12 protein-coding genes are annotated in these 21,665 nt (G+C 55.8%); 6 read left to right on the plus strand and 6 right to left on the minus strand.

Going from position 1 to position 21,665, the window contains the following annotated elements:
- Positions 1-287 precede the first annotated feature (287 nt).
- The 5 genes from ACW73L_RS08185 (at position 288) to ACW73L_RS08205 (ending at position 8,091) form a co-directional block, all read left to right on the plus strand.
- Entirely contained in the window at positions 288-1,943 is a 1,656-nt protein-coding gene (locus ACW73L_RS08185; protein WP_498921238.1) for a glycosyltransferase family 2 protein, read from the plus strand.
- Positions 1,924-3,204, plus strand: coding sequence for a glycosyltransferase family 4 protein (locus tag ACW73L_RS08190; protein WP_498921239.1), 1,281 nt, complete (start codon positions 1,924-1,926; stop codon positions 3,202-3,204). Before ACW73L_RS08185 ends, ACW73L_RS08190 begins: the two co-directional genes overlap by 20 nt.
- A 381-nt stretch (positions 3,205-3,585) precedes the next feature.
- The gene (locus tag ACW73L_RS08195; RefSeq protein WP_498921240.1) at positions 3,586-6,354 is read left to right on the plus strand and encodes a glycosyltransferase; all 2,769 of its coding nucleotides are present in this window, start codon (positions 3,586-3,588) and stop codon (positions 6,352-6,354) included.
- Positions 6,351-7,118, plus strand: a complete 768-nt coding sequence (locus ACW73L_RS08200) for a hypothetical protein (RefSeq protein WP_498921241.1) — start codon at positions 6,351-6,353, stop codon at positions 7,116-7,118. Before ACW73L_RS08195 ends, ACW73L_RS08200 begins: the two co-directional genes overlap by 4 nt.
- Positions 7,111-8,091, plus strand: a complete 981-nt coding sequence (locus tag ACW73L_RS08205) for a glycosyltransferase family 2 protein (protein WP_498921243.1) — start codon at positions 7,111-7,113, stop codon at positions 8,089-8,091. The genes ACW73L_RS08200 and ACW73L_RS08205 overlap by 8 nt, the downstream gene beginning before the upstream one ends.
- Positions 8,092-8,156: 65 nt before the next feature.
- On the opposite strand, the gene ACW73L_RS08210 is transcribed toward ACW73L_RS08205, so the two are convergent.
- The 5 genes from ACW73L_RS08210 to ACW73L_RS08230 form a co-directional block, all read right to left on the minus strand.
- Positions 8,157-10,244: an acyltransferase family protein gene (locus ACW73L_RS08210; protein WP_498921245.1), complete on the minus strand. Its 2,088-nt coding sequence runs from the start codon at positions 10,242-10,244 to the stop codon at positions 8,157-8,159.
- 450 nt (positions 10,245-10,694) lie between these two features.
- Positions 10,695-11,471, minus strand: a complete 777-nt coding sequence (locus ACW73L_RS08215; RefSeq protein ID WP_498921246.1) for a sulfotransferase family 2 domain-containing protein — start codon at positions 11,469-11,471, stop codon at positions 10,695-10,697.
- A 67-nt stretch (positions 11,472-11,538) separates the two neighbouring features.
- Entirely contained in the window at positions 11,539-16,476 is a 4,938-nt protein-coding gene (locus ACW73L_RS08220) for a glycoside hydrolase family 99-like domain-containing protein (RefSeq protein ID WP_498921247.1), read from the minus strand.
- 1,203 nt (positions 16,477-17,679) lie between these two features.
- A complete protein-coding gene (locus tag ACW73L_RS08225; RefSeq protein ID WP_498921248.1) occupies positions 17,680-18,390 on the minus strand; it encodes a hypothetical protein in 711 nt (236 codons plus the stop codon).
- Positions 18,317-18,757, minus strand: coding sequence for a glycosyltransferase (locus ACW73L_RS08230; RefSeq protein ID WP_498921250.1), 441 nt, complete (start codon positions 18,755-18,757; stop codon positions 18,317-18,319). Before ACW73L_RS08230 ends, ACW73L_RS08225 begins: the two co-directional genes overlap by 74 nt.
- A gap of 183 nt (positions 18,758-18,940) precedes the next feature.
- On the opposite strand from ACW73L_RS08230, the gene ACW73L_RS08235 reads away from it, so the two are divergent.
- The gene (locus ACW73L_RS08235; protein WP_498921562.1) at positions 18,941-19,153 is read left to right on the plus strand and encodes a helix-turn-helix domain-containing protein; all 213 of its coding nucleotides are present in this window, start codon (positions 18,941-18,943) and stop codon (positions 19,151-19,153) included.
- 39 nt (positions 19,154-19,192) lie between these two features.
- On the opposite strand, the gene ACW73L_RS08240 is transcribed toward ACW73L_RS08235, so the two are convergent.
- Entirely contained in the window at positions 19,193-21,610 is a 2,418-nt protein-coding gene (locus ACW73L_RS08240; RefSeq protein WP_498921252.1) for an arylsulfatase, read from the minus strand.
- Between the last annotated feature and the right edge of the window lie 55 nt (positions 21,611-21,665).

Genomic DNA, 21,665 nt, shown 5'->3' on the forward strand with positions numbered 1-21,665 from the left:
GTACGTGATAGCCGGACGAGTAAGCTACGGCTTAGAGGAGGTTCATGGGTGGTTCGGTAACGGCAATCATTTCAACTGTCGAACAGCGGCCTCGCGATCCCCTGTTTCGCGCGTCCGGCCGCCATGTCCCGCCTCACAGTTGGGCAAATCGATCCTGCCCCAAGGCAGAACCTGCCTTTTGACCGGAAGACTCCCTGACTCAGTCAATTACGGCTCGCTTCAACGTCTCACTTGTCGCGTGTGCGGTACACAGACCACGCAAAACATGCGGACCTCGAAAGGCAAGCTTGACCAAACCTGGGCTCTCACTGGATCATCTCACCAAAGGCTTTCTGACGATCATGCTAACGCCAATCCAGCGATTGTTTCGCTCTATCGTCCTGCGCTTGCTCACCCAGGGAGCCCAATCGGTACGAACGGCATATCGGGTAGCGCCAATCTCAACGGCCTGGAAGTTGAGAGTCAAGCAAGTAACGTTTCGAGCACTGTCCCCGCTCTTGAAAGGGACTTCCAGCTATCAAGCATGGCTTGATTATCAACAGCGAGCGGCCGCGTTAGGTGTGGACTACACCGAAAACAGCGCTCTGCAACTTCACATCGACAAGATTATCCATCTACCTCTTGAGGGTTTACTTTTAAACGGATGGATTGCTGAATTCTCGGCATCACTTGACCTTTTCAGCTGCACCTTCGGTAATGACCATGCCTTAAACATTCATGCACGGGAATTGGCCTTCTACCACCGGCCGGACCTAGCTTGTTTCTTCAACGCCATCGGAAGGGTGCCGCGAAATTCCGAGGTTGGCTTTTGGGCGTGGATCCCAACCCCAACAGCGATTGACCTACCCCACTCTGTTTGCAAGGTTACCGCCCATTTTCGGGGCGGCCACCGCCAACTGCCATCAGTGGCAGTCTGCGAACCAGCGACCGACAGATTAAACTTAATTCAGTACTTGGCTAGCTGCTATGTCCCGGATAGAAAGAACTTGGACGCCGTGATAGACAAACTCGGACATGCCGTATCGGTTCTCTGGAGGACGAGGGAACAGCATCGGCCCATGGCCAGGGAATTCCAATTTGGAAAACAGCCAGAGGCCCCATCAGTTTCCGTCATAGTTCCGTTCTTTTTACCGATAGAGTGCATGCGGTTCCAGCTTAGTCTATTCGCGGATGACGCCGACTGGGAAGATGGGGAACTAATATTTGTACTTGAGGAGGCGGACCTCAATGAGCATTTCGCACGTTGGTGTGATCAGCTAGAGCCGTTATTTGGACTGGCATTTAGGGTACTCGTCAGCAGCGCTGACATAGGTTACGCCCAAGCCACTAATATTGCCGCAGAATATGCTCGAGCACAGTTACTTCTCCTACTTCACCCGGACGTTCTCCCTACCGCCAAGGGATGGCTGAAAGCCATGACGAGTGCATACGCTGTACTTCCGAATATAGGGGCACTGGGAGTGAGACTACTCGAACAAGGCGAACGCTCAAGCGGACTACACCTACTCCCACAAAAGACGACGTCAAACGAACAGCTTCAAACGCAGAAAGAGAGCATGAGCGGATTTGGCAATCATCTCGGAGAGCACTCCGGAAAACATGCCGTGCCCACAATATCCGGAGCGTGCCTTATGGTCGATCGCACACTATATTTCGAAATCGGAGGCCTTGACGAGGATTTTTTATGGGGCGCCTTTTCAGATAAAGACTTCTGTCGTAGGCTGGGTGGTTTAGGCAAGATCAACTATCAACTGGAAACGTTGGCGCTTTACCACCTCAAGCAGCCTACGCGATACTCGTTGCAGAATGCACACGCCTGGCAATTCATAATTGAATACAATCGATGGCTGAGTGATCGACGGTCAACTGGTTCTAGCGATTTAAGCCGAGGATATTCGGCCGGGCCACAAGAAGGCGAATGGGATGCGTATCCTTGTAATTAGTCACGCGCACCCGGCCTTCTCATTTGGCGGTGGGGAGAATGTTGCCTACGGACTTTTCCAAGAGCTTAAGGAGAGGCCCGAGTGCGAGGCCTTTTTCTTGGCTCACCGATCGGACCCCATCGAAAGTCGGGGCAGTCGAACATTTTTTGATTATCCCGACCACGCAAACGAGACACTGTTTACGTCCGAACATTTCGACTACTTCCATTTCTCAGTTATTGGCCTAGAACAAACCCGCGACGTGCTGGGTGCGTTTAGACTGTTCCTGAAGCGAACACAGCCGGATGTGGTGCACTTTCAGCATTATATTCTCATAGGCCTTGAGTTAATCCGCGAGGTTCGCAACTATTCCAGCGAGGTTGCGATAGTTCTTACTCTACACGAATATCTCGCAATCTGTTGCAATTACGGCCAAATGGTGACCACAAACGGCCAGGAACTTTGCTGGCAGGCCTCTCCCTCCGCCTGCGCGAATTGCTTTCCGGGGAAACGTACGGAAGAGTTTATTCTGCGCGAACTCTATATCAAATCGTTTCTCGCATTGGTTGATAAATTCATTTGCCCCAGTAGATTTCTGTTCGATCGTTACGTGGATTGGGGTTTGGACCCTTCGCGAATGATATTTCTGGAAAACGGACAACCGCCTATAGCGCCCACAACCACATTTGTTCCAACGCTACAGAAGGTAAGAAATCGCTTCGCCTATTTCGGACAAATCAACCTATTCAAGGGCGTCACGGTACTTCTGGAAGCCATGCTGCTAAGCCAGGGCTTATCCGGCGAGTCGCTCTGCCTCTCGATCTACGGAAGCGGCCTAGAGAAGCAGCCGGCAACGTTTCAGCGCCGGTTCCGGCAACTGCTCGCGGAGATTGGCACTGCCGCCGGGTTTTATGGGGCGTACCAACGAGAAGCGTTGTCCAGTATCATGCAGGACGTTGATTGGGTAGTAGTGCCGTCCATTTGGTGGGAGAACTCTCCGCTTGTAATTCAGGAAGCTTTTTCCCACGGGAAGCCAGTTATCTGCAGCGACATCGGTGGGATGGCTGAGAAGGTTCGGCCATACGAGACGGGTTTACACTTCCGGGTGGGTGACCCGAAGGATTTGGCAGGGCGTTTGATTGAAGCGGCGACCACGCAACGCCTCTGGGAGAGCTTGAGCGCTCGGATCGTCCCTCCACCCACAATCAAGGAAATCTGTCAGGCCCACGTTGCCGTTTACGAAAATTGTTGCCGTGAACGCCGTCTGTCGGCGGTCCCGTGAGTGGAATCGATACCTTGCATTGGGGGACTTTCGCTCTCGCCCTCGTCATGGTGCTCTGACGGACTCGCGACTAGGTCGGCCGGTTGAAGCAGGAACGCTTATAGTTCTGACTCTTCATGACGGAAAGGGGGTGAGCCCAGTTGACGCGAAAAGGGAACGACATCACCCATCGTGGGGAAATACTTTACAAGGTTTTTCATGCTAACCTGATGGCGGGGTTTATCTCCACAACTTGCGATAGGCCTTTGAATCGGGCGCGGATCGGCGTTCAGATTGGAGCACTCTTTCTCCGGCAACCCCGTGCCGGAGAGAACGGTTACAGTCGTCAAGGCATAGGCCGCTCCGCCTAAGATTACAGATTCTCGACACCACCTTCCTGTCATGTCTTCCATAGCCCCCCCCCATCGCCGCTCCAACTACCGCGAACATTCAGATGTGATCGCGCCGATGAGCTCTGGAGTCAATCTGGCCGTCGTTTTGGGCATGCACCGATGCGGCACGAGTGCCCTGGCGCGCGGCCTCATCGAGTTGGGCGTCGATCTCGGAGATAATCTGATGGAGGCGGTGAACGCCTATAACGTCAAGGGGTTTTGGGAGAACCTCGACGTCGTGGGCTTGAATGAGCGCTTGTTGGGTGCCTTGGACTCTCGGTGGGATGCAATCGCTCCGATCACCGACTGGCGGGTCAACGATCCGGCGATAGCGGATCTACACGCCCTTGCAGTCGAAACCCTCTCACGCACCGCGGGCCCGTCTCGCCCATTCGGGTTCAAGGATCCCCGTACAACAAGGCTGTTACCATTCTGGCGCGACGTCTTCCGTGCCGCTGGCATGCAACCCGGATATGTGATCGCGCTTCGCAACCCTCTCAGCGTGGCGGCTTCGCTGCACACCCGCGATCAGTTCGCGGCAGAAAAATCCTGTTTGCTTTGGTTGCAGCACCTTCTCGCCGCAGTGTCCGATACCGTCGGGCACCCGAGGGTAATCGTTGATTACGATCGACTGTTGGACAACCCGCCACGCGAGATGGGTCGGATTGCCGACGCTTTTGGTTGGAAGAAGCCCTCGGCGGAGAAGCTCGCGCGCTCGGTCTATGTACGCCGGTTTCTGACACCCAGCATGCGCCATACGCATTACCCGCCACGAAGCCTGTCGGGGCAACCGGCGTTCGGCGGCATCGTCGAACTGGTATACGAAACGTTGCTGCGTGTCGCTGACAGTAGCCTGAGCATAGATTCCTTGCCTGAGACCCCGGAATGGCGGCGAATTGAGTCCACGTGGCAAGATCTGAGCCGTTTCTTACCTTACCTGGGCGATAGAGAACGGCGGCTGGAGCATTCGCTTGGGAATTTCAGGAACCTAAATGAAGCCAAAGCACAACTCGAAGAGGGCTACAGAACATTTGAGACTAACCTGCGGCAGCGTGAAAAAGCGGCGGACGCCGCCCTGACCGAAGCCCAGGAGCGCGAGCAACGGGTGGCCGATTTGTCGCGCGAACTCACCGAAACGCAGCGGCGAATCGAGTCGCTTACGAAATCGCGATCCTGGCGCGCCACCGCACCGATACGCGGGATCTCCGAAACCCTAAAGATAACCAAGGGCCGGCTCGGCAGGCTGATCCGGGACTTTTATATCGCCATCCCGCTGAAGGTGGAACATAAACTCCAGGCCAAGTCTTTCGTGTTCTCCACCTTACGGCCTGTGTTTTCACGAACCGCGAGTTATCAAGCGTGGGTCGCATTCGAAAGGATGAGGCACAGCAGGGAAGTCGGCGTTACCGAAAGCACGGCACTAACGACGGATGAGCACACCAGCCCGGCATCCGCTCGATCGCCAACATCGCTGCCCGAACTCCTCGCCCCTATCCTCAGCGCTCGGGTAGCCAATGGTGACACTTTAGGCTCACATCTGGCCCGACTACCACGAATGCCCGAGGCATGCCCAGGAAAGCGGCGCGTACTAATGATAGATCTTTGGCTCCCGACCCCAGACCGCTCAAGCGGCTCGGCCCGCCAGTATGCGCTGTTGAAGTTCATGCATCAGAGCGGATACTCGGTTGACCTATTGCTCCACCATCGAAAGGACGAGCACCATCTGCATCCGGCTATCCAGCTGTCGGCCGCGGAACTCGGGAGATACGAGGGAGCATTGCGCAGTATCGGCGTGCAGGTCACCTATGGCGCAGCACAAGGACTCCGCGAACTGGTGACAACCGGTCATCTGTATGCGAATGTGTGGCTCTGCTTTCCGGAGATTGCTTTTGAGTATTTGCCGTGGATACGCGCCTATGCGACCAACGCTCAGGTTATTTTCGATTCCATCGACCTTCATTATCTGCGTTTGGCGCGCGAGGCGGAAGTCTCTGGAAATCCGGAAAAGTTGGAGCTGGCAAGCTACTATCGGAAAATCGAAACAGTTTGTGCGGGCTGCGCCGATGTCACCGTCGCAATAACTGAGCGAGAGCGAGACTTACTGAGGGAGCTCGCGCCCGGAAGTCGCGTCACAGTGGTACCAAATGTCCACGAGCTTGCCACACATATCCCTGCCTTTTCCGAGCGCAAGGACCTCTTTTTCATAGGCGGGTTTTCGCATCGTCCGAACGTCGACGCAGTTCACTATTTCGCGACTGACATTTTTCCCTTGATCCGCGAGGACATTCCGCATATCGAATGCGTGATCGTCGGCAGCAACATGCCCGACTCGATCCGTAGCCTTCAAGGTTCCGGGATTCGCGCGCTCGGCTATGTCGAGGATGCATCATCCTATTTTGAGGCCAGCCGTGTGTTCATAGTTCCACTGCGTTACGGGGCCGGCATGAAGGGGAAGTTGGGGCAGGCCTTAAGCTATGGACTGCCCTCAGTGACGACTTCCATTGGCGCTGAGGGAATGCTTCTTGAGCACGGCCAGCATACCCTGATCGCTGACTCACCTGGCGACTTTGCGAGAGCGGTTTTGTCACTGTACAACGATCCACTACTTTGGGCACAAATCTCGGCGAATGGGTTGAAACATCTCGATCAGATGTTTTCAACTCGTTCAATCAAGCAGAATATCAGTTCCCTATTGTCCGGCACATCGTCCAATGCTGAGTTGCTCTCCGCAGCTTCCGACGATGGGGATATAGCAACCGACTTCGGGCAATCACGATGAGAAAGAGCGGCTGCGCCCTAGTCGTCGGCGTTTACCTGCTCGATCATGAAAGCTATGCGGGTACGATTACGCACGAGCTTTCTTCAGCCAGATGCTGGCAAGTCGAACAATCGTGGGCCGCGCTCGGTAGCGGTTCAGTCTCCGCGTCACTGAGCAACGTGACATCCTTGATCGCACGGAGACCAACTCCGAAATTCACCCTGCTGAACCGTTTGCTTGCTGAGCAGAAATTTCAGAAGTATGAGTTCGTCCTCGTCATGGATGACGACATCCGCCTCCCGCCGCAATTCCTCGACGAATACCTTGATGTCGTCTCCCATTGCAGGTTCTCCCTCGCACAACCGGCACTTACGCCACAGAGTTTTATTGATCACTGCTTCGTGAGGCAATTCCCAGGACTCGACGCTCGCCAAACAAACTTCGTCGGGACTGCCCCGCTGTTCTCGATTAGCCGCGCAGCTTTCGACTCCCTGATACCGTTCGACGAGGAATCACCGATGGGCTGGGGCTATGACTCTATTTGGCCGGTAGTTCTCGCGCAGCGGTCGCTGCGGCTAGGGATCGTCGACAAGGTCCCGATCGCCCGAGACCTGCGAAAACCAGTGAGCCACTGCCGTCTCCCGGATGCGGAACGGCAGATGCAGGATTTCCTCACTCAACGAAGGCATCTTGACATCCGCGAAGCGTTTTCCATCGTCGAATCCTATGCGACCGTGCATGAGGCGCGGATTGGCGAGGAGAACGTAGGACAAACCGATGTCTGACCGACCGCTGATTTCCGCGATCGTCACCACATTCAACCGCGATGCATATCTTCCCAGGGTATTGAGGGCCCTTGCCGCCCAGACACTGTATCCGGACCAATTTGAAGTGGTCATCATCGATGATGGTTCTTGGGACAATACACACCCCATAGTCAACGGCTTCACCGACCGCTTCCGAGTACGTTACGCTTTTCAAAACAATTCTGGGCTTGCCGCCGCAAAGAACCATGGTGTCTTCCTGGCCCAAGCGCCGATCGTCCTGTTCTTACATGACGATCATGTTGCCGATCCGCGGCTGCTCGAGGAGCACCTTATCGCACATCGCGCATACCCAGGGCCACACCATGCCGTGCTGGGCCACACCGATCTGGCGCCCGAAATCGCTGACGATCCGCTAATGGATTTCCTCACAGGAACAGGCGACTACCTGCTTTCCTATGAGCACTTGACGGAAGGTGAAGAACTGGACTATCAGCACTTCTGGCGTGGACGCACCTCTTGCAAGCGGGATTTCCTGTTGCTGAACGGCGTATTTGATCCCATCTTCCGCTTCGGTTGTGAGGACATCGAACTGGGCTACCGGCTCTCGGACCTTGGCCTCACAGTGGTCTATCATCCGAAAGCGCGTAGCCACATAATACGCGGCGTCAAGCTCGAAAACTTCATTGAACGAATCCGACTACGCGGGGCCGCGCAGTATGTGCTCAGCCAAAAGCATCTCAAACCTGAAATCCTTCGATACTCGAAAGTCCTAAATTCCGAAACTGAATGGCGACGCATTCAACCCTTAGCTGAGTCAGTCTTTCAAAGTACGCTCACCCTGCACAACTTCGTTATTATGCTTCGGCGCCAAGGCCTAACAGCGAATGAGCATGTGATTCAAACCTTGCGCTCGGCATATCACCGCGCCTTTAATGTTGCGAACTGCCAAGGTATAGTGGGGAAGCTCCGGGAACATCTCGGAACCCTTTGATATGCAACATTGCAAAGCGTCGCCATAGCTCGCCGCTGCATCAACCCTGATCCGCCCCCATATCACTATGGGAATTTGTCGAGTGCGCCCGCTCCGGAGCCCGGTCCGCCCTCCGAAAGCACGAACCTATTCAGCGCCTGGCCGACAAGGGTTGACGCAAAGTCCGAAATGTGGTCAGTGGCGCCATAAAGAAGGCGGCCCTCTCGACTTGGTGGGCACACGCCTTTCTCAACGTCGCATAGGATCGGCATTGTCCGGAAGATTTGAACCTGCATAGGGTGCCTTTCCTGAATGCTCGCCAACATGCGGCGGTATTGCTCCGACAATTGAAGATGTCTGTCTAGGCGAAGATAACAGGCTGGACTCGAAGGTTTCGCGATCAATTTATCAAGCCACGTCAGGCTAGTTTTGCGATCTAGGCAGTCCTCCATATGTGGCAATGTCGGGTTATCTTCGACCAATACGACCCGCCTACCGCCCGAAACAATTCGTTGTACGAACCGATCGAGGCCATCGAGGGCGACGCTCAGGTGAGCGCTCTCGGGCAGGTCGTCGATCGAATAGTCGTTCTTTAGTTGAAAAAGTGCCCTAGTTGCGGCGGCAATGACCACCGTACTCACGCTAGGTTCGCGTAAGACACTTTCCATAGCAATCGTCGCCGCTTTTCGATTGTAAAATGCATATAGAGGGTCGGACGAGAACACTGGCAAAAGTGGACCGGCGTCCCCAGAGCCGAAATAAATCCAAGGACTTCCTTCCGGCGCGGTCCGGAATAAGCCTGGGAAAATGGCGCCCGCCTTGCTGTCGCCAACCAATGCAAACCTAGGGCTGACTCTTCGTCGGTCAACCGCGCAGTTCACCAATTTCCGTTCCTCTGTGTGTAAAAAGTCGCAGGGCGAGGCATTGTTCGGCCAACCCCCGTCAAGGCCTGAGTCCAGACTCAGGTTCTCTACAACCGCGGCGCGCGAGGCCACCCCGTGATTTAGAAAGACCCAAAGCCCCAAAAAGGAGACAGCGGCCAGAGACAAGACAAGCGCACCCACGTAGGCGTGGCGCTTAGGTCCGTATCGCATCGGCCGCTCGACCAAGAGATAAGTTAGAACAGCGCAAACCAGAGCGCCCGCGACGAGGCCTGCGCGCATCAGGGGCGTCGGGCTAGCTTGCATTATGTTCACTATCGAGAGCAGAGGCCAATGCCAAAGATATAAAGGATAACTAACGAGACCGAGTAATACTAAGGGCTTTGCAGAAAGAATATGCCGGTTAATCCAGGCGGTGTCGCCGGCCGCGATAACCAGCACTGTACCCAGAACCGGCCAAAGAGCAGCGGTACCTGGAAAATCGCTCTCTCTCACGAAGAGCACAGCCAATGCGATGAGTAGTACACCAGTAAACGAGGCGCCATTCCGAGCTAACTGACGAATAGCCTGCCTTTGACTTCCTCCCGATCGCCGCACTCCAAACAACTTAGGAAACTCATACATTTCGGCTCGTGCGGGCACCGCACTGCGCATCGCGAACTGACTCAGGAGTGCGCCAAGCATGAGCTCCCAGCATCGGGCTGCGGGAGAGTAGAACGCGGCGGTTTGATTCCCTTTCGTTTGAATCACGCACAAAAGAAACGAGGCGACAGCAAGACCAGCGGTCAAGCCACCTAGTCCTCGTTTGCTTTTCCACGCTAAAGCCAGAAGAATCGGCCAGAAAATATAGAACTGCTCTTCGATACCCAGTGACCACAAATGAAGCAACGGCTTAGTCAATGCAGCGTTGTCAAAGTACCCACTCTCGCTCCAGAGAATGAGATTGGAGGCGAAAACTCCAGCCCCCGCAGTATGTTTCCCGAGCTGTTGGTATTCATGGGCCAGTAAACTCACCCACCCAATGCCCAAGGTGGCCGCCAAGACAAGACAGAGTGCGGGAAAAATCCGAGTGATCCGCCGATAATAGAACTCGGAGACGCTGAACCTCCCGTGATCAAGGGCCTTCAGGAGAATACGAGTAATTAGGAATCCCGAGATTACGAAGAAAATGTCGACGCCGACAAAGCCACCCCCGAGGGATGAGGGGAACGCATGGAAACTGACGACCGAGGCAACGGCTATAGCGCGAAGGCCATCGATATCAGGACGGTAATTTCCGGGACTCTCACTCATGCGGTGGCATCTCTTACGTCGCTTGACATGGACGGTGGTACCCGCGGCAGTGTTTTAAGGCCGTTCGGTTTACCAACCCGGCGGGTCTCATTAACGGTGTTCGACATAGACCGGAGTTACCAAATGCGCAGGGTATTCACTGCCCTTAGTTTCTCCCTACCTGGTTGATTCCTGGCCGCTCAAAAGGGCTGTCAAGTCAGTTGCCTAGGCTTGTGGTTCCGCGACCATGATCCGCCGCTTCACAAAGTCGGGACATCCTCGACTCCCTGGCAGCGAACTTCCGTCATGTCAGGCCTTTTTCAACTGACCCTTGTCGACTGACTTCTTATTTAAAAGGCGAGGTCCACAGGGAGAGCACGCAGTCGTCTGCTGTTCAGCGAAGGCAACAAAAGGAAGAAATCCGGCTCCAACGCGGCTCCGCCAGCGCTAGGCGACTCAATTGGGATCGAGTCAGCCCAATTCCACGAGCCGCCTTTGAAACTCTTTCCAGGCGAATTCATAGACGGCGAGGTCGAATTCGTTCTCCACTGTTAGCCTACGCATGCGATCGCATCCGATTGACTCCTCGAACTCAGCTATCCTCAACGAAAGAGACGACTGTTCATTGGAGGTATTCTGCCGTTCGTAGTCGTACCTGAAGTCCGGAAAGACAGGCTCGAGATACCGCCTCATCAACAAAAGGCTTTCCTCGAACCGTTCCACCAAGCCGAAGAACCTGCTGGTCACTATATTCTCGATCGCGATATCGCGCCGAGCCTCCCAGCTTGCGTCTGGCAGCCCAGCCTTCATGATGGTACTACGAGAAAGAAGATAGACCTGAAAATTGTCGCAAACCCCCGCATCTATGGAGCGTTTCATGTAATCCTGCAGACTCGAATACTCAGCATACCGTGGCGGGTCCTCGTGGGCCATGCGTTGAAATAGATAGCGGAGACTTGACGCTATCCTGTCGATTGGGTGTCGCAGAAAAAACAGGGAATAGATTTCTAACTCGCGCCCGCAGAAGATCGGATAGGAAATTTGATGTGAGCTGAGGGCCGCCATCTGCTGCTCCCTATCGATAAACCGAAGAACATCGTCGTTACCAATCTGCCCTGTGGGGTCCGCCAAGTCATAGGCGAGATGGAGATCCTCGAAATTCCGCCGCAGGATGTCTTCAATCGTGCTTCCGGCATTCTTGAATATGTGGAAATGGACGAGAAGCGGGCGCGCTCCACTGTTGGTCACTGAACTGCTACACATCGAACGTCAAAACTTCCATAACACGGCTGGTCTATCCAAAATCCTCACGACATCAGGTGTGCCTGGGCTGCAGAGAACTCCACGTCGCCTCAAGGTATAGGCGCCCAAATCGTTGATCCGGCTCCAGGTGACACCCCTCCGCCCACTCGTTCCAAGCATTAACGAACACGAGGCGTTCATCTGGGCGGGAATAGACACGCTCTGCCTCATCGCAAGCGTTTCGGAGCCAACGCCCATATAGCTCTGGGGTACTGCCCTGCCAGATGTATGCGGTGTTTCCCCGACGCGCCGAGTTGTCCCAACTTACCATCACACCCCGGAAACGCTGGTATGGTGGGCGTTCTTGAGCGCAAGCTCCCTCCACGAGGGACTCATAGGGAAAAATCTTGCCCGAAAAATTTCCCCGCTCCAGATCGTGGCTTCCCCCAAAAAACTCGCGCGGGTCAAGCTCGGGTACATCGGCCTGCAGCGGTGGGAACTCATATGCGGCGTCGAATCCAACACTTGCCGGATCGCAGCGGGTGAATGCTTCGGCCCGGCATAGAAAAATATCCCCTATTCCGGCGCGTCGACACTCTTCCCTCCAAACCTCGGCGGTGCGTTTGGGGTCTGGCAAGAGCTCAGTTCGGTAAACCAGAAGTAACGGCCGACCGCCGATTCGGATGTAGCGTTCGTCCCGAAATGCTGGTATCACGTCCCGGATAAAGCGAACGTCCGTCGTATTTGAGTGGCGCTGCTCCATCAGAATGTGCTGTTCCCTGCCATCCCACCGCCGGGTCCAACTTTCGTTCGCCCAGCATAGGCAGAAAGGAAAATCGGGCGAGCCACTCGTCAGCATCTCGTTGAGTGGCCGTTCCAGTAGTCGCTGGCCCGCAAACCAATAATAATAATAGCAAAATCCATAAACCCCAAACTGCCGTGCGAGTTCAACCTGCGCTTCGCGAACCTCGGGAACCCGTAGGTCATAGAAACCAAGGTCACTCGGCAGATGTGGTTGGTAATGACCGGGAAAAAGTGGACGCGCGCGCGTGACGTTGGTCCACTCGGTAAACCCCTTACCCCACCATATGTCGTTTTCCGGAATTGGGTGGAACTGGGGCAGATAGAAGGCGATCACGCGTGTGGCGGGGAGAACGCCGACCCCCGCCGAGTCACGCCCTGTTGCGGCACCGTTCCCGGCGGGATCATCAACTGAGGCCGAGACGTGGTAGCCGTTGACGGACGGTTTTCCGAAATAGCCCAATATCTCGGATAATTTCGCTCGCCCCACATCATGGGAATAAAGCGAAGCAACAAGACGGAGACCGGATTCAGAAAGCCGATTCCACAAGGCGGGTTGCGTGTACGCTTCAATCACCGCATCGGCAAATTCTTCCGGCGCTTCAGCCTGAAGCACTTCACCCTGGTGGTGGCAGCCCATCCCCTCGAACGCAATAGGCGTACCGACTACTGGAACGCCGAAGGATAGGCTCGTTGCAACCTTTCCTTTTATGCCCGCCCCGTATCGAAGCGGAGCTACCGTGATGCGACTCCGCTCCATATAGGGGGCCAGATCTTTTACGTATCCAACCGGTACAATTCTCTCACAATCCCACCGCTGAAATTCAGCAGGAATGTTACTACCGACAATAAGGAAACGAGCATCGGGGAGACGTGTTTTAACACGTGGCCACACTTCCTGTACGAAATACCGGACCGCGTCGACATTCGGCTCGTGCAAAAACCCGCCGACGAAAAGTATATCTGTCCTTTCCGAAAAACACGCCTTTCGGCCGGGGATATCTCTGGAAAAGGGAACACACCATACACGACAGCCAGGAACCTCTGCTTCTAGAGCCTCCTTTTCCGCTGGACTCACGACAATGGTGCCATCGGCTCGCCTTACGTACTCCAATTCCAACGCCTTTGTCGCTTCAGCGGCCAACTGGACCTCCCAAGAGCCTTCGAGCTCGGCCCGTCGCGTTTCCCTTACGAAGTGAAGGTCGACTGTGTCGAAGATGATCTTACTCTTAGGCTGGAAGCGGCGTACTAATTCGAGATGTCTGCCGCCGGAACTTGCGCGCCTCAAAAATATGACGTCAAATTCAATATCCGTTTCCTCAAGGAATTGCAAAAGACTTTCAACGTACGGCTCATAGAGACACTCAACACCAAGGCCCTGCAGGGCCGTGGTGTAATGGCCAAAATGACTGACTGTATTGTCTGGAAAAAAGGTTACCTTGTAATTGAATGCAAGCAAAGTCTTCAAAAGATTAAGCGCGTCAATGGAACCAGAATCTTTGTCTGGCGTGGGCCAAACATCGACAACTAAAGCCTTTGCCACCGCATATCGGTCCCGATGCGGCTTACCATTCTCAGATGGGGAGGGATGACTGCTGAGCTCTACCTTCCACTTCTCGTAGAATTTTTCCGCATTCAAAACTTGGTGCGCCTTAACACCGACAGTCACGTCCGTGCCCGCAGTACCGCCTTCAAAATGGGTCAGCTCTGAAAGTGGCTGGTAGAGAACCCGTAGACCTGCCTGGCGAACCTTGAAAGCCAGGTCAGTGTCCTCATAATACGCGGGAGCGTAGCGTTCATCGAAGCCACCCAGCCTAACAAATAGATCGCGCTCAATGATAATAGAGGCGCCGGAACAATAGTCCACTTCCTTCAAATAATTGTATTCGGGCCTGCGGGGATCATCATTCCGTCCAAAGTTGTGCCCTGAAGCGTCGCTCCACACCATTCCCCCCGCCTCTTGCAGTTTTCCATTCGGGAAAATGAGCTTACTGCCTACAAGGCCTGCCGAGGGCTGTTGCTGCATGGCTTCAACGAGGGAATCAAGCCAGCCCGGATGGACTATCGTGTCATTATTTAGGAAAACCAGATATCTTCCGCGGGCCGATCGCGCCCCGCGGTTGCACCCCTTCGTGAACCCGACATTCTGCGCATTAGAGAGAAAATGTAGGCCAGGTATGTCCGATATAATGCTCTGGGTACCATCCGTAGAACAATCGTTGACAACGATAACTTCAAAGCTGTATCTGGAACCTACGTCACTGAGCGCTTTCAGGCATTTTACCGTCAGGTCAATTTGATTGTAGACAGGGATGATGATCGACACCCAAGGATTTCCGGCGTCGTGAAAGGATATCGATGCAGCCAGACTGCGAGTCTCTTCGAAGCCTGCGACGTTGTCCCTGGCGGCGTCACTTGAAGCAGACACCTCACTTCTTTCAACTCGGTCCCCTTCCGTTTCCATTGCCGGGTCAGAGGGCGCCAAAGGGACCTCGGGTTCTGACGTTATATCGTAAGCATCTGACGAAACCTTTCGATTGGCCGGAGCAAGCTTTGAAAGAGCGACTTTGCTGTTGGTTCTTTTTGTTTCGAATAGCAACCAGGCCTGATAGGCGCGAGTGTGTCTGATCAGCGGGCTTAGGACAGCAAAAAGGATGGACTTCAGATTTAGCTTCAGGCTGACCGGAAGCGGAGCAACGAGATAGATCACTCTCAACCAGTGACCTAAACCGGCTGCGATGGACGGGAGCCTGCGTTTCGCCAGTCGTAACGGTCCACTGAGTTTCCATGAGGTGGATGCGTATAGCGATGACAACTCGCGTTGTCGCTTCTCTATGGCGAATTGAAGCTGATCCCGCTCTTCTGAGGTAAGGGACAGCAGATGATTTAGCTTTCCTAACTCGGCGGCGTTAGAGGCCATCTCGCGAAGTAGGGACGCCAACTCTTCCTCGTGCCTTCCTAGCTTCGCATCGCGAGACTCTAACGAGCGCAATAGTGACTGGAAGCGGCCATCCCACAACTGACCCTGCTGTTCGAACTGGCTTTTAACCTCTTCTTTCTCGTTTCTAGTCGTTTTAAAATTCTCTTCCCAGAGACACTTCTCGGCGAGCAGCGCGTCAGACTCTTCATGGAGTCGTTTAATTTCTCCTTCCCGATCTAACAATGTTCTCTCGCCAGTGGCAAGACGTGCCTCCAACTGTTCGGCCTCGCTTAGTGCAATCTCCAGACGGCTCTCTAGGTGAGACACATAGGTCGAAAAGGCGGTTAGGCTCTCGACGTTGCTTAGAAAATCTAGCCAGTCGGTTGTCTCCTCAACGGTCGCCAAGTCGGCCTCATCTCTTGCCACTTTGAGCAAAAGCTGATACGCGGGAGCGGTGAGGTTCTCCAAGAGCGGATAGGTTGAGAGCATCGAGGCCCCATGACGGGAGTGCCGTAAACCCGGGGAAATGAAGGTCCGGCAGTAGTCAGACTCAGACAACGCCTCTTCACTTACAGGTTCAAGGCCTAGTGCGTTGGCGATGCGAGCTAGTTCGCGGGCGGGACAAGCCAGCAATAAATCATAGTCAACTACCACCCTTCGAGAGCGACGACTCCCGATTACCGCACTTCGTATGTGCTGCGCCCAAAGTAGCCCTGATTTTTCTGGAGCCAGACCGTCTCGAGTCTGGAGGGAGCGCGACACACTTAATGGGTTACGGACCGCGAGTACATAACAGGGTTGAAGGCCTGAGGCTGTAAACGCTTCAGTCCAGAAAGTTAGTAAGGGCGCGGTCCTGGGGTCCTTAAAGCCCCAAAACAGGTGACCCGCCGTCTTTTTGGACAGGAGCTCTACGGCTTCAATGAATAGATCCGGACACTGGGACGGGTTCAAAGGAAGATCGCCACTTGGCATGAAGCTATTCCACCGCAGACCGGCGACCTCCAGTAATCGCTCATTGAGGGCGCAGATGTCACTATCTTCCCAATAACCCTTGGGATTATTTTGGTCTGCGGGTACAAGTCTTTCGCCAAGGCCGACACCGAGTTCAAGTAGGCCTCGGGTAAGAACACTGGTGCCGCTTCGGTGCATACCAAGGACGACGATGACCTTCTTGGTATTACTCAGGCCGTCATCAGGCGCGGCCATAGGGTTGCTAACTGAATAGGGGGTGACCTGCTCGTTCGCGTGCCCTTGTGCACTGAGCTGTTCTGTCGTGGTGACCATCGTCATTTTTCGGCTTAGAGTTTAGGGTTGGGGCGAGATAGTTTGTTTGTTCACCACATCGGCCCTGGAATGTCATTCGTCCCTCCATTCGGGCGGAGGCATTTAAAGAAGGGACGGGATTTCGGCTTAGGACGCTCGGTCGCGTATCGGACGACTCCTTTTGCAGCGCTGAGTTCAACATCTCTCGCGACAGGCCATAGTGTGTCTATCACCGGCCGGATGGAGTCGACGTGGCGACCTGTGCAGAGTTGAGTGTAAGGTCGCATGAGCCCAAGAGCTAACGCGCGGCGGAGAGGCTGGAACAAGAGGTCACCGGGGCTCACTTCAGCAGGAACGCCCTTGATCGCTGGAGTTAATCTTGTCATGGGTGAAACTGGCGGGTCTTGGGCATCTCCTAGATTGGGCACTGTGTTACCCAAGAATTTGGGACACCGTTTCGACAGTTGCAGGAACTGACACACGAATCTGGTGAATCCGGTTTGGGGGGACGCTCGAAGCCAACAACAACAAATGCCGTCGCGCCGCCGCTTTGGCGATTCTCGCGTCGGTACTGTTCTACCGCGCCCAAGGCGATCGCGCATGGCATGGATGCCGAGATTCGAGATCCACGCCCGACCAATGGGCGCTCGCGAGCGGCCGCCAGCCGCACAAGAGGCTACGCAAATGTGACACATTGCTTTCATTCGAGAGATCAACTGCGGCAGCGGCCAAGAAAGCCAGCGGGGTTGAGAACCCCCATTCAGGGAAGGCGTAGACCAGACCGGGCTGACGCAACGCATCGCTAGCGAGAAGGTTGATCGCATCTGAAAGCTTTCCGACACCCCGGGTGGCCAGAAGCTGACGCAGAAACAGCGAGTGCTCCCAGACATTCGTCGCGAATAGAAAAAAGAGAATGCCCGAAACGGCCGACGTTGAGATCGACTGCCAGTAGGCGTGAGCCGTCGGGGATTGGCGTCTCCCTCGGATCTACGGGGCAACAGTCGCGCCCGGGCTGCCGTTCCTCCGATGTATAACAGCGGCGTCAATAGAACAAAGTCATTCGCCCATATCCTAGAAGCGAAAGGAAGAGCGAGCGGCGCGTAGAGAACGATGGCGCCGAGGACACTGATAGCTGGATCGATACGACGATATGAAATAAGGCCCCAAACCCCCGCGATAAAGACCGATACCATCATCGCCACCATTTCTGCAGCATGCGGGTCACTACCGTTATTGGTGCCAAACACTAGGCAGATGCCCTGCTCGGTTCGAAATTGCGATCGAGATGAGCATCCACTCCCTGCTCACGGCTTCACAAAGGGTTAAGCTTTCACCCAAGGGGTGAAGGTCGCTCAATACACATTGTAAGTCGAACAGGAAAGGGTAGGCACCACCAGTGCCAACGATCCAGGCCGTATAGCCATAGATGTAAGGCATTACGCTGAGCATGAGCAGAGCGACGATCCCGAGCGCAGACGCCAATATCGACAGTGGTATATGCTCGATGTATCGGATCGTAAACCAGTCCTGGAACACCGGCACGGCAGCAAGCAGCCCGCAGAGGGCGAACAAGGCTGAAACGGTGGTGAAGAACAGGAGCGGGCGGTAGAAACGGAAAATCTGGCCTATAGCGAATACCACCCGGGCCCTATCGGCGAATGTACTCAGCTTCGACTGGCTCCCCAGGGGACGATCCTTGTACTCGATTGGGATCTCGATGACCCTGAATCTCCGGCATAGGGCATGGAGTGCCATTTCAGTCTCGATCTGGAATCCTTCCACCAAGATTGGGTAATTGATCACGAAGCTCCGGCTGAAGGCCCGGTAACCGCTCATGATGTCCTTGAAATCCGCTTGAAATAGGGTGTTAACCAGCGCTTGGACCAGACGGTTGCCGAACTCGTAGAAGGAGCGTCGGTTCTGCTGCGCGTGATGCCCCACCCGTGTGGCGATCTCCGACCACCATGTAGGCCACACCCTCGACTATTGGAGCGATCAGGTCTCGCGCCCGGTCGGCGGGGTAGGTCATGTCCGCATCCGCAAGAAGATATACGTCCGCATCGATTTCATGGAAGGCACGGGGTAGTGCATTCCCTTTGCCCTGTCGCAGCTCGTCGATGACCCCGCCGACGCGGCCGAGGTTTCGTAGGGTCTGCAGCGCCAGTTCCGACGTCTTGTCACTATAGTTATTGCTCACCACGTAAAGCGCAGCGTCGGGCAACGCCTTGGCGAAACCTGCAATGGTATCGGTAATCGTCTGCTCTTCGTTGTAGGCAGGGAGGATTACAACAATGCTTGGTGCTGACATGGATCCTGACGATCCCCTAAGTGGTCACAGATTATCCACTCGCTATTGTACACGCGCGTCCCCCGGAAAAGGCGCGCAACCGCGTCCTGCCGGGCGCCCTTGCGCTGTCCGCTTACCCGTCAGCCCTTGACAGGGCGGGCTGCAAAATGAAGTGCTACACCGGACCTTTGTTACGGTATGCCTATGAGAACCCATTACAAGCATCTGACGATGGACGAGCGGCACACAATTAACGGCCGACGGCTGCACTGCGCGAGCCTTGGCGCCGTGGCCCGAGAACTGAAACGTCCAGCCTCGACGGTAGCGCGGGAAGTCGCCCGCAATCAGCCCGCCGTAAGCTATGGCGCAGTACCGGTTGACGGGGGGAGTCGGCTGGTCAGAGTTCAGGCCGCCTAACGGTAGAGGGATGGTCCAGCAAACAGACACGAGGAAGCCTCAACGCCCCGTCCTCCCCCGCTCGCCGGCACCGCGCCCCGAAACGGGCGCTGCGGCGGGAGTCGGAGCGGCGGGCGCCTCCGGCTCCTTCAACTCCACGATGACGTTCTCGATGGTACCGTTGAACCTGTAGGGCACATCGTAGCTGCGCACCACGGGTGTGCCGGTGTCCTCGCCGATGTCCAGGCCCTCGTCCAGCGTGATGCGGATGGGGATGGTCCGTTCGATGCGCCCTTCGGCCCAGACTTTCCCGTTGACGCGGAGGGTGGCCAGCCCGCCCAAGCCGATTCCGCCCCCATCGTACTTGAAGTCCACACGGACCAGTTGTTTGCCCGGCCGCAGTGTCTCGGTCGCGGCGATCTCGGCGTGAAAGACATCGGCGGTGTTGTAGTGGAATACCGGCCGGCCGCGGTCGACATAGAGCGCCCAGCCGGAGAACAGGCCGCCCTGCGTGATGATCATCCCGTTCGCACCTTCCTCCGGGATGACCAATTCGGCCCGGACGCTGAACGTCTTGTTCTTGATGTCGGGCGCCGCGCCTTCCGGAATGCGGGTCATACCCTGGAAGAACTCGAAGGTGTCGCGACCGCGCGTCAGGCTGGGCCGGATCGCCGGATCGAGCCGCTCGGTCTTGCTGTTGTCCAGCGGCAGGGCGTTGTAGCGGGCGGCCTCCGCATAGAACAACAGTTGCAGTTCCTTGAGCTTGTCCGGCTGCTTGTCGGCCAGGTTGTCGGCCTGACTGAAGTCACGCTCGACGTTGTACAACTCCCATTGGTAGCCATTGATCACATCGACCGTAGACCCGCTCGGGTCCCAGGGCGCGGCGACCGGCGTCGTCGCAGCCACCCACCCGTCGTTGTAGATGGCCCGGTTCCCGAGCATCTCGAAATACTGTGTCGTCCTGGCCGACTGCGCGCGAGAATCGCTGAAGCTGTAGGCCATGCTGACGCCCTCGACGGGCTTCTGCGCGACACCGTTGACGCTGGACGGCATCTGCAAACCCGTACTCTCCAGGATGGTCGGCACGATGTCGATCACATGGTGCCATTGGGAACGTAGCCCGCCCTTGTCGCGGATCTTCGCTGGCCAGGACACCACCATGCCGTTGCGGGTGCCGCCGTAATGCGAGGCGATCTGCTTGGTCCACTGGAACGGCGTGTCCATCGCATGCGCCCAGCCAACGGGATAGTGATTGAATGTGGTCCACGAGCCGAGTTCGTCGATCCGACTCTGAATCTGCTTCAGATCCTCCGGGATGCCGTTGAAAAAGGTCATTTCGTTCAGCAACCCCTGCGGGCTCCCTTCGGCGCTAGCCCCGTTGTCGCCGGCGATGTAGATGACCAGGGTGTTGTCGAGTTGCCCGGTACGGCGTATTTCCTCGATCACGCGGCCGACGTTGTAGTCGGTCTGCTCGAGGTAGCCTGCGTAAACCTCCATCATCCGCGCATAAAGCCGCTTCTGATCCGGCGGCAGCAGGTCCCAATCGCCGATGCCCGTCGGCTTGGGAGTCAGCTTGGCGTCCGCAGGCACGATGCCGAGTTTCTTCTGGCGGGCGAAGATCTCCTCGCGCAATTTGTCCCACCCTTGGTCGAACTTGCCGCGGTACTTGTCGATCCATTCCTTTTTCGGGTGATGCGGCGCATGGGTCGCACCGGGCGCGTAGTAGACGAAGAACGGCCGGCTCGGCGCGACTGCCTTCTGCATGCGGATGTAGCGAATGGCCTGATCGGCGATGTCGTAATCGAAGTTGTAATCGGGCTTGCCTAGATAAGGCTCGATCGGGCGGGTGCCATCGATCACGGCTGGCCGCCACTGGCTGGTGTCGCCGCCGATGAACCCATAGAACGTGTCGAAGCCGAGACCGGTCGGCCACAGATCGAACGGACCGGCCTGGCTGGTCTGCCAATCCGGAACGTTATGGTTTTTGCCGAACCAGGCCGTGTTCCAGCCGTTCTGTTTCAGCACTTCCGCGATGGTCGCGGTGTCCTTTCCCATGACGCTGTCATAGCCCGGGAACCCCGTCCCCGCCTCCATGATGACGCCGGTGTGTGCGGAATGGTGATTGCGGCCCGTGATCAAGGCGGCCCGGGTTGGCGAGCACAAGGCGGTCGTGTGGAACTGGTTATAGCGCAGCCCGTTCTGGGCCAATGCGTCGAGCGTTGGCGTCTCGATAACACCACCGAACGTGCTGGTCGCACCGAAGCCGACATCGTCCAGCAGCACAATCAGTATGTTCGGCGCGTCCTTGGGTGGCTGGATCGGTTGCGGGAAAACCGGCTTGGATTGACGTGCATCCAGCCCAATACGCCCTTGAAATGGCTGCGGCGGATGCGGCAGCACGTCCTGAGCGCCGGCAAACGACGCCACCAGGAACAGCACTACGACGACAACAGACTGAAATGCTTCGGTTCGGCTCATCAACCAACTCCGGATTATCGCCGGAGATTTCCGGCAGACGGCCATGGCGCGACGC

This window comes from Methylolobus aquaticus (genome assembly GCF_054172105.1).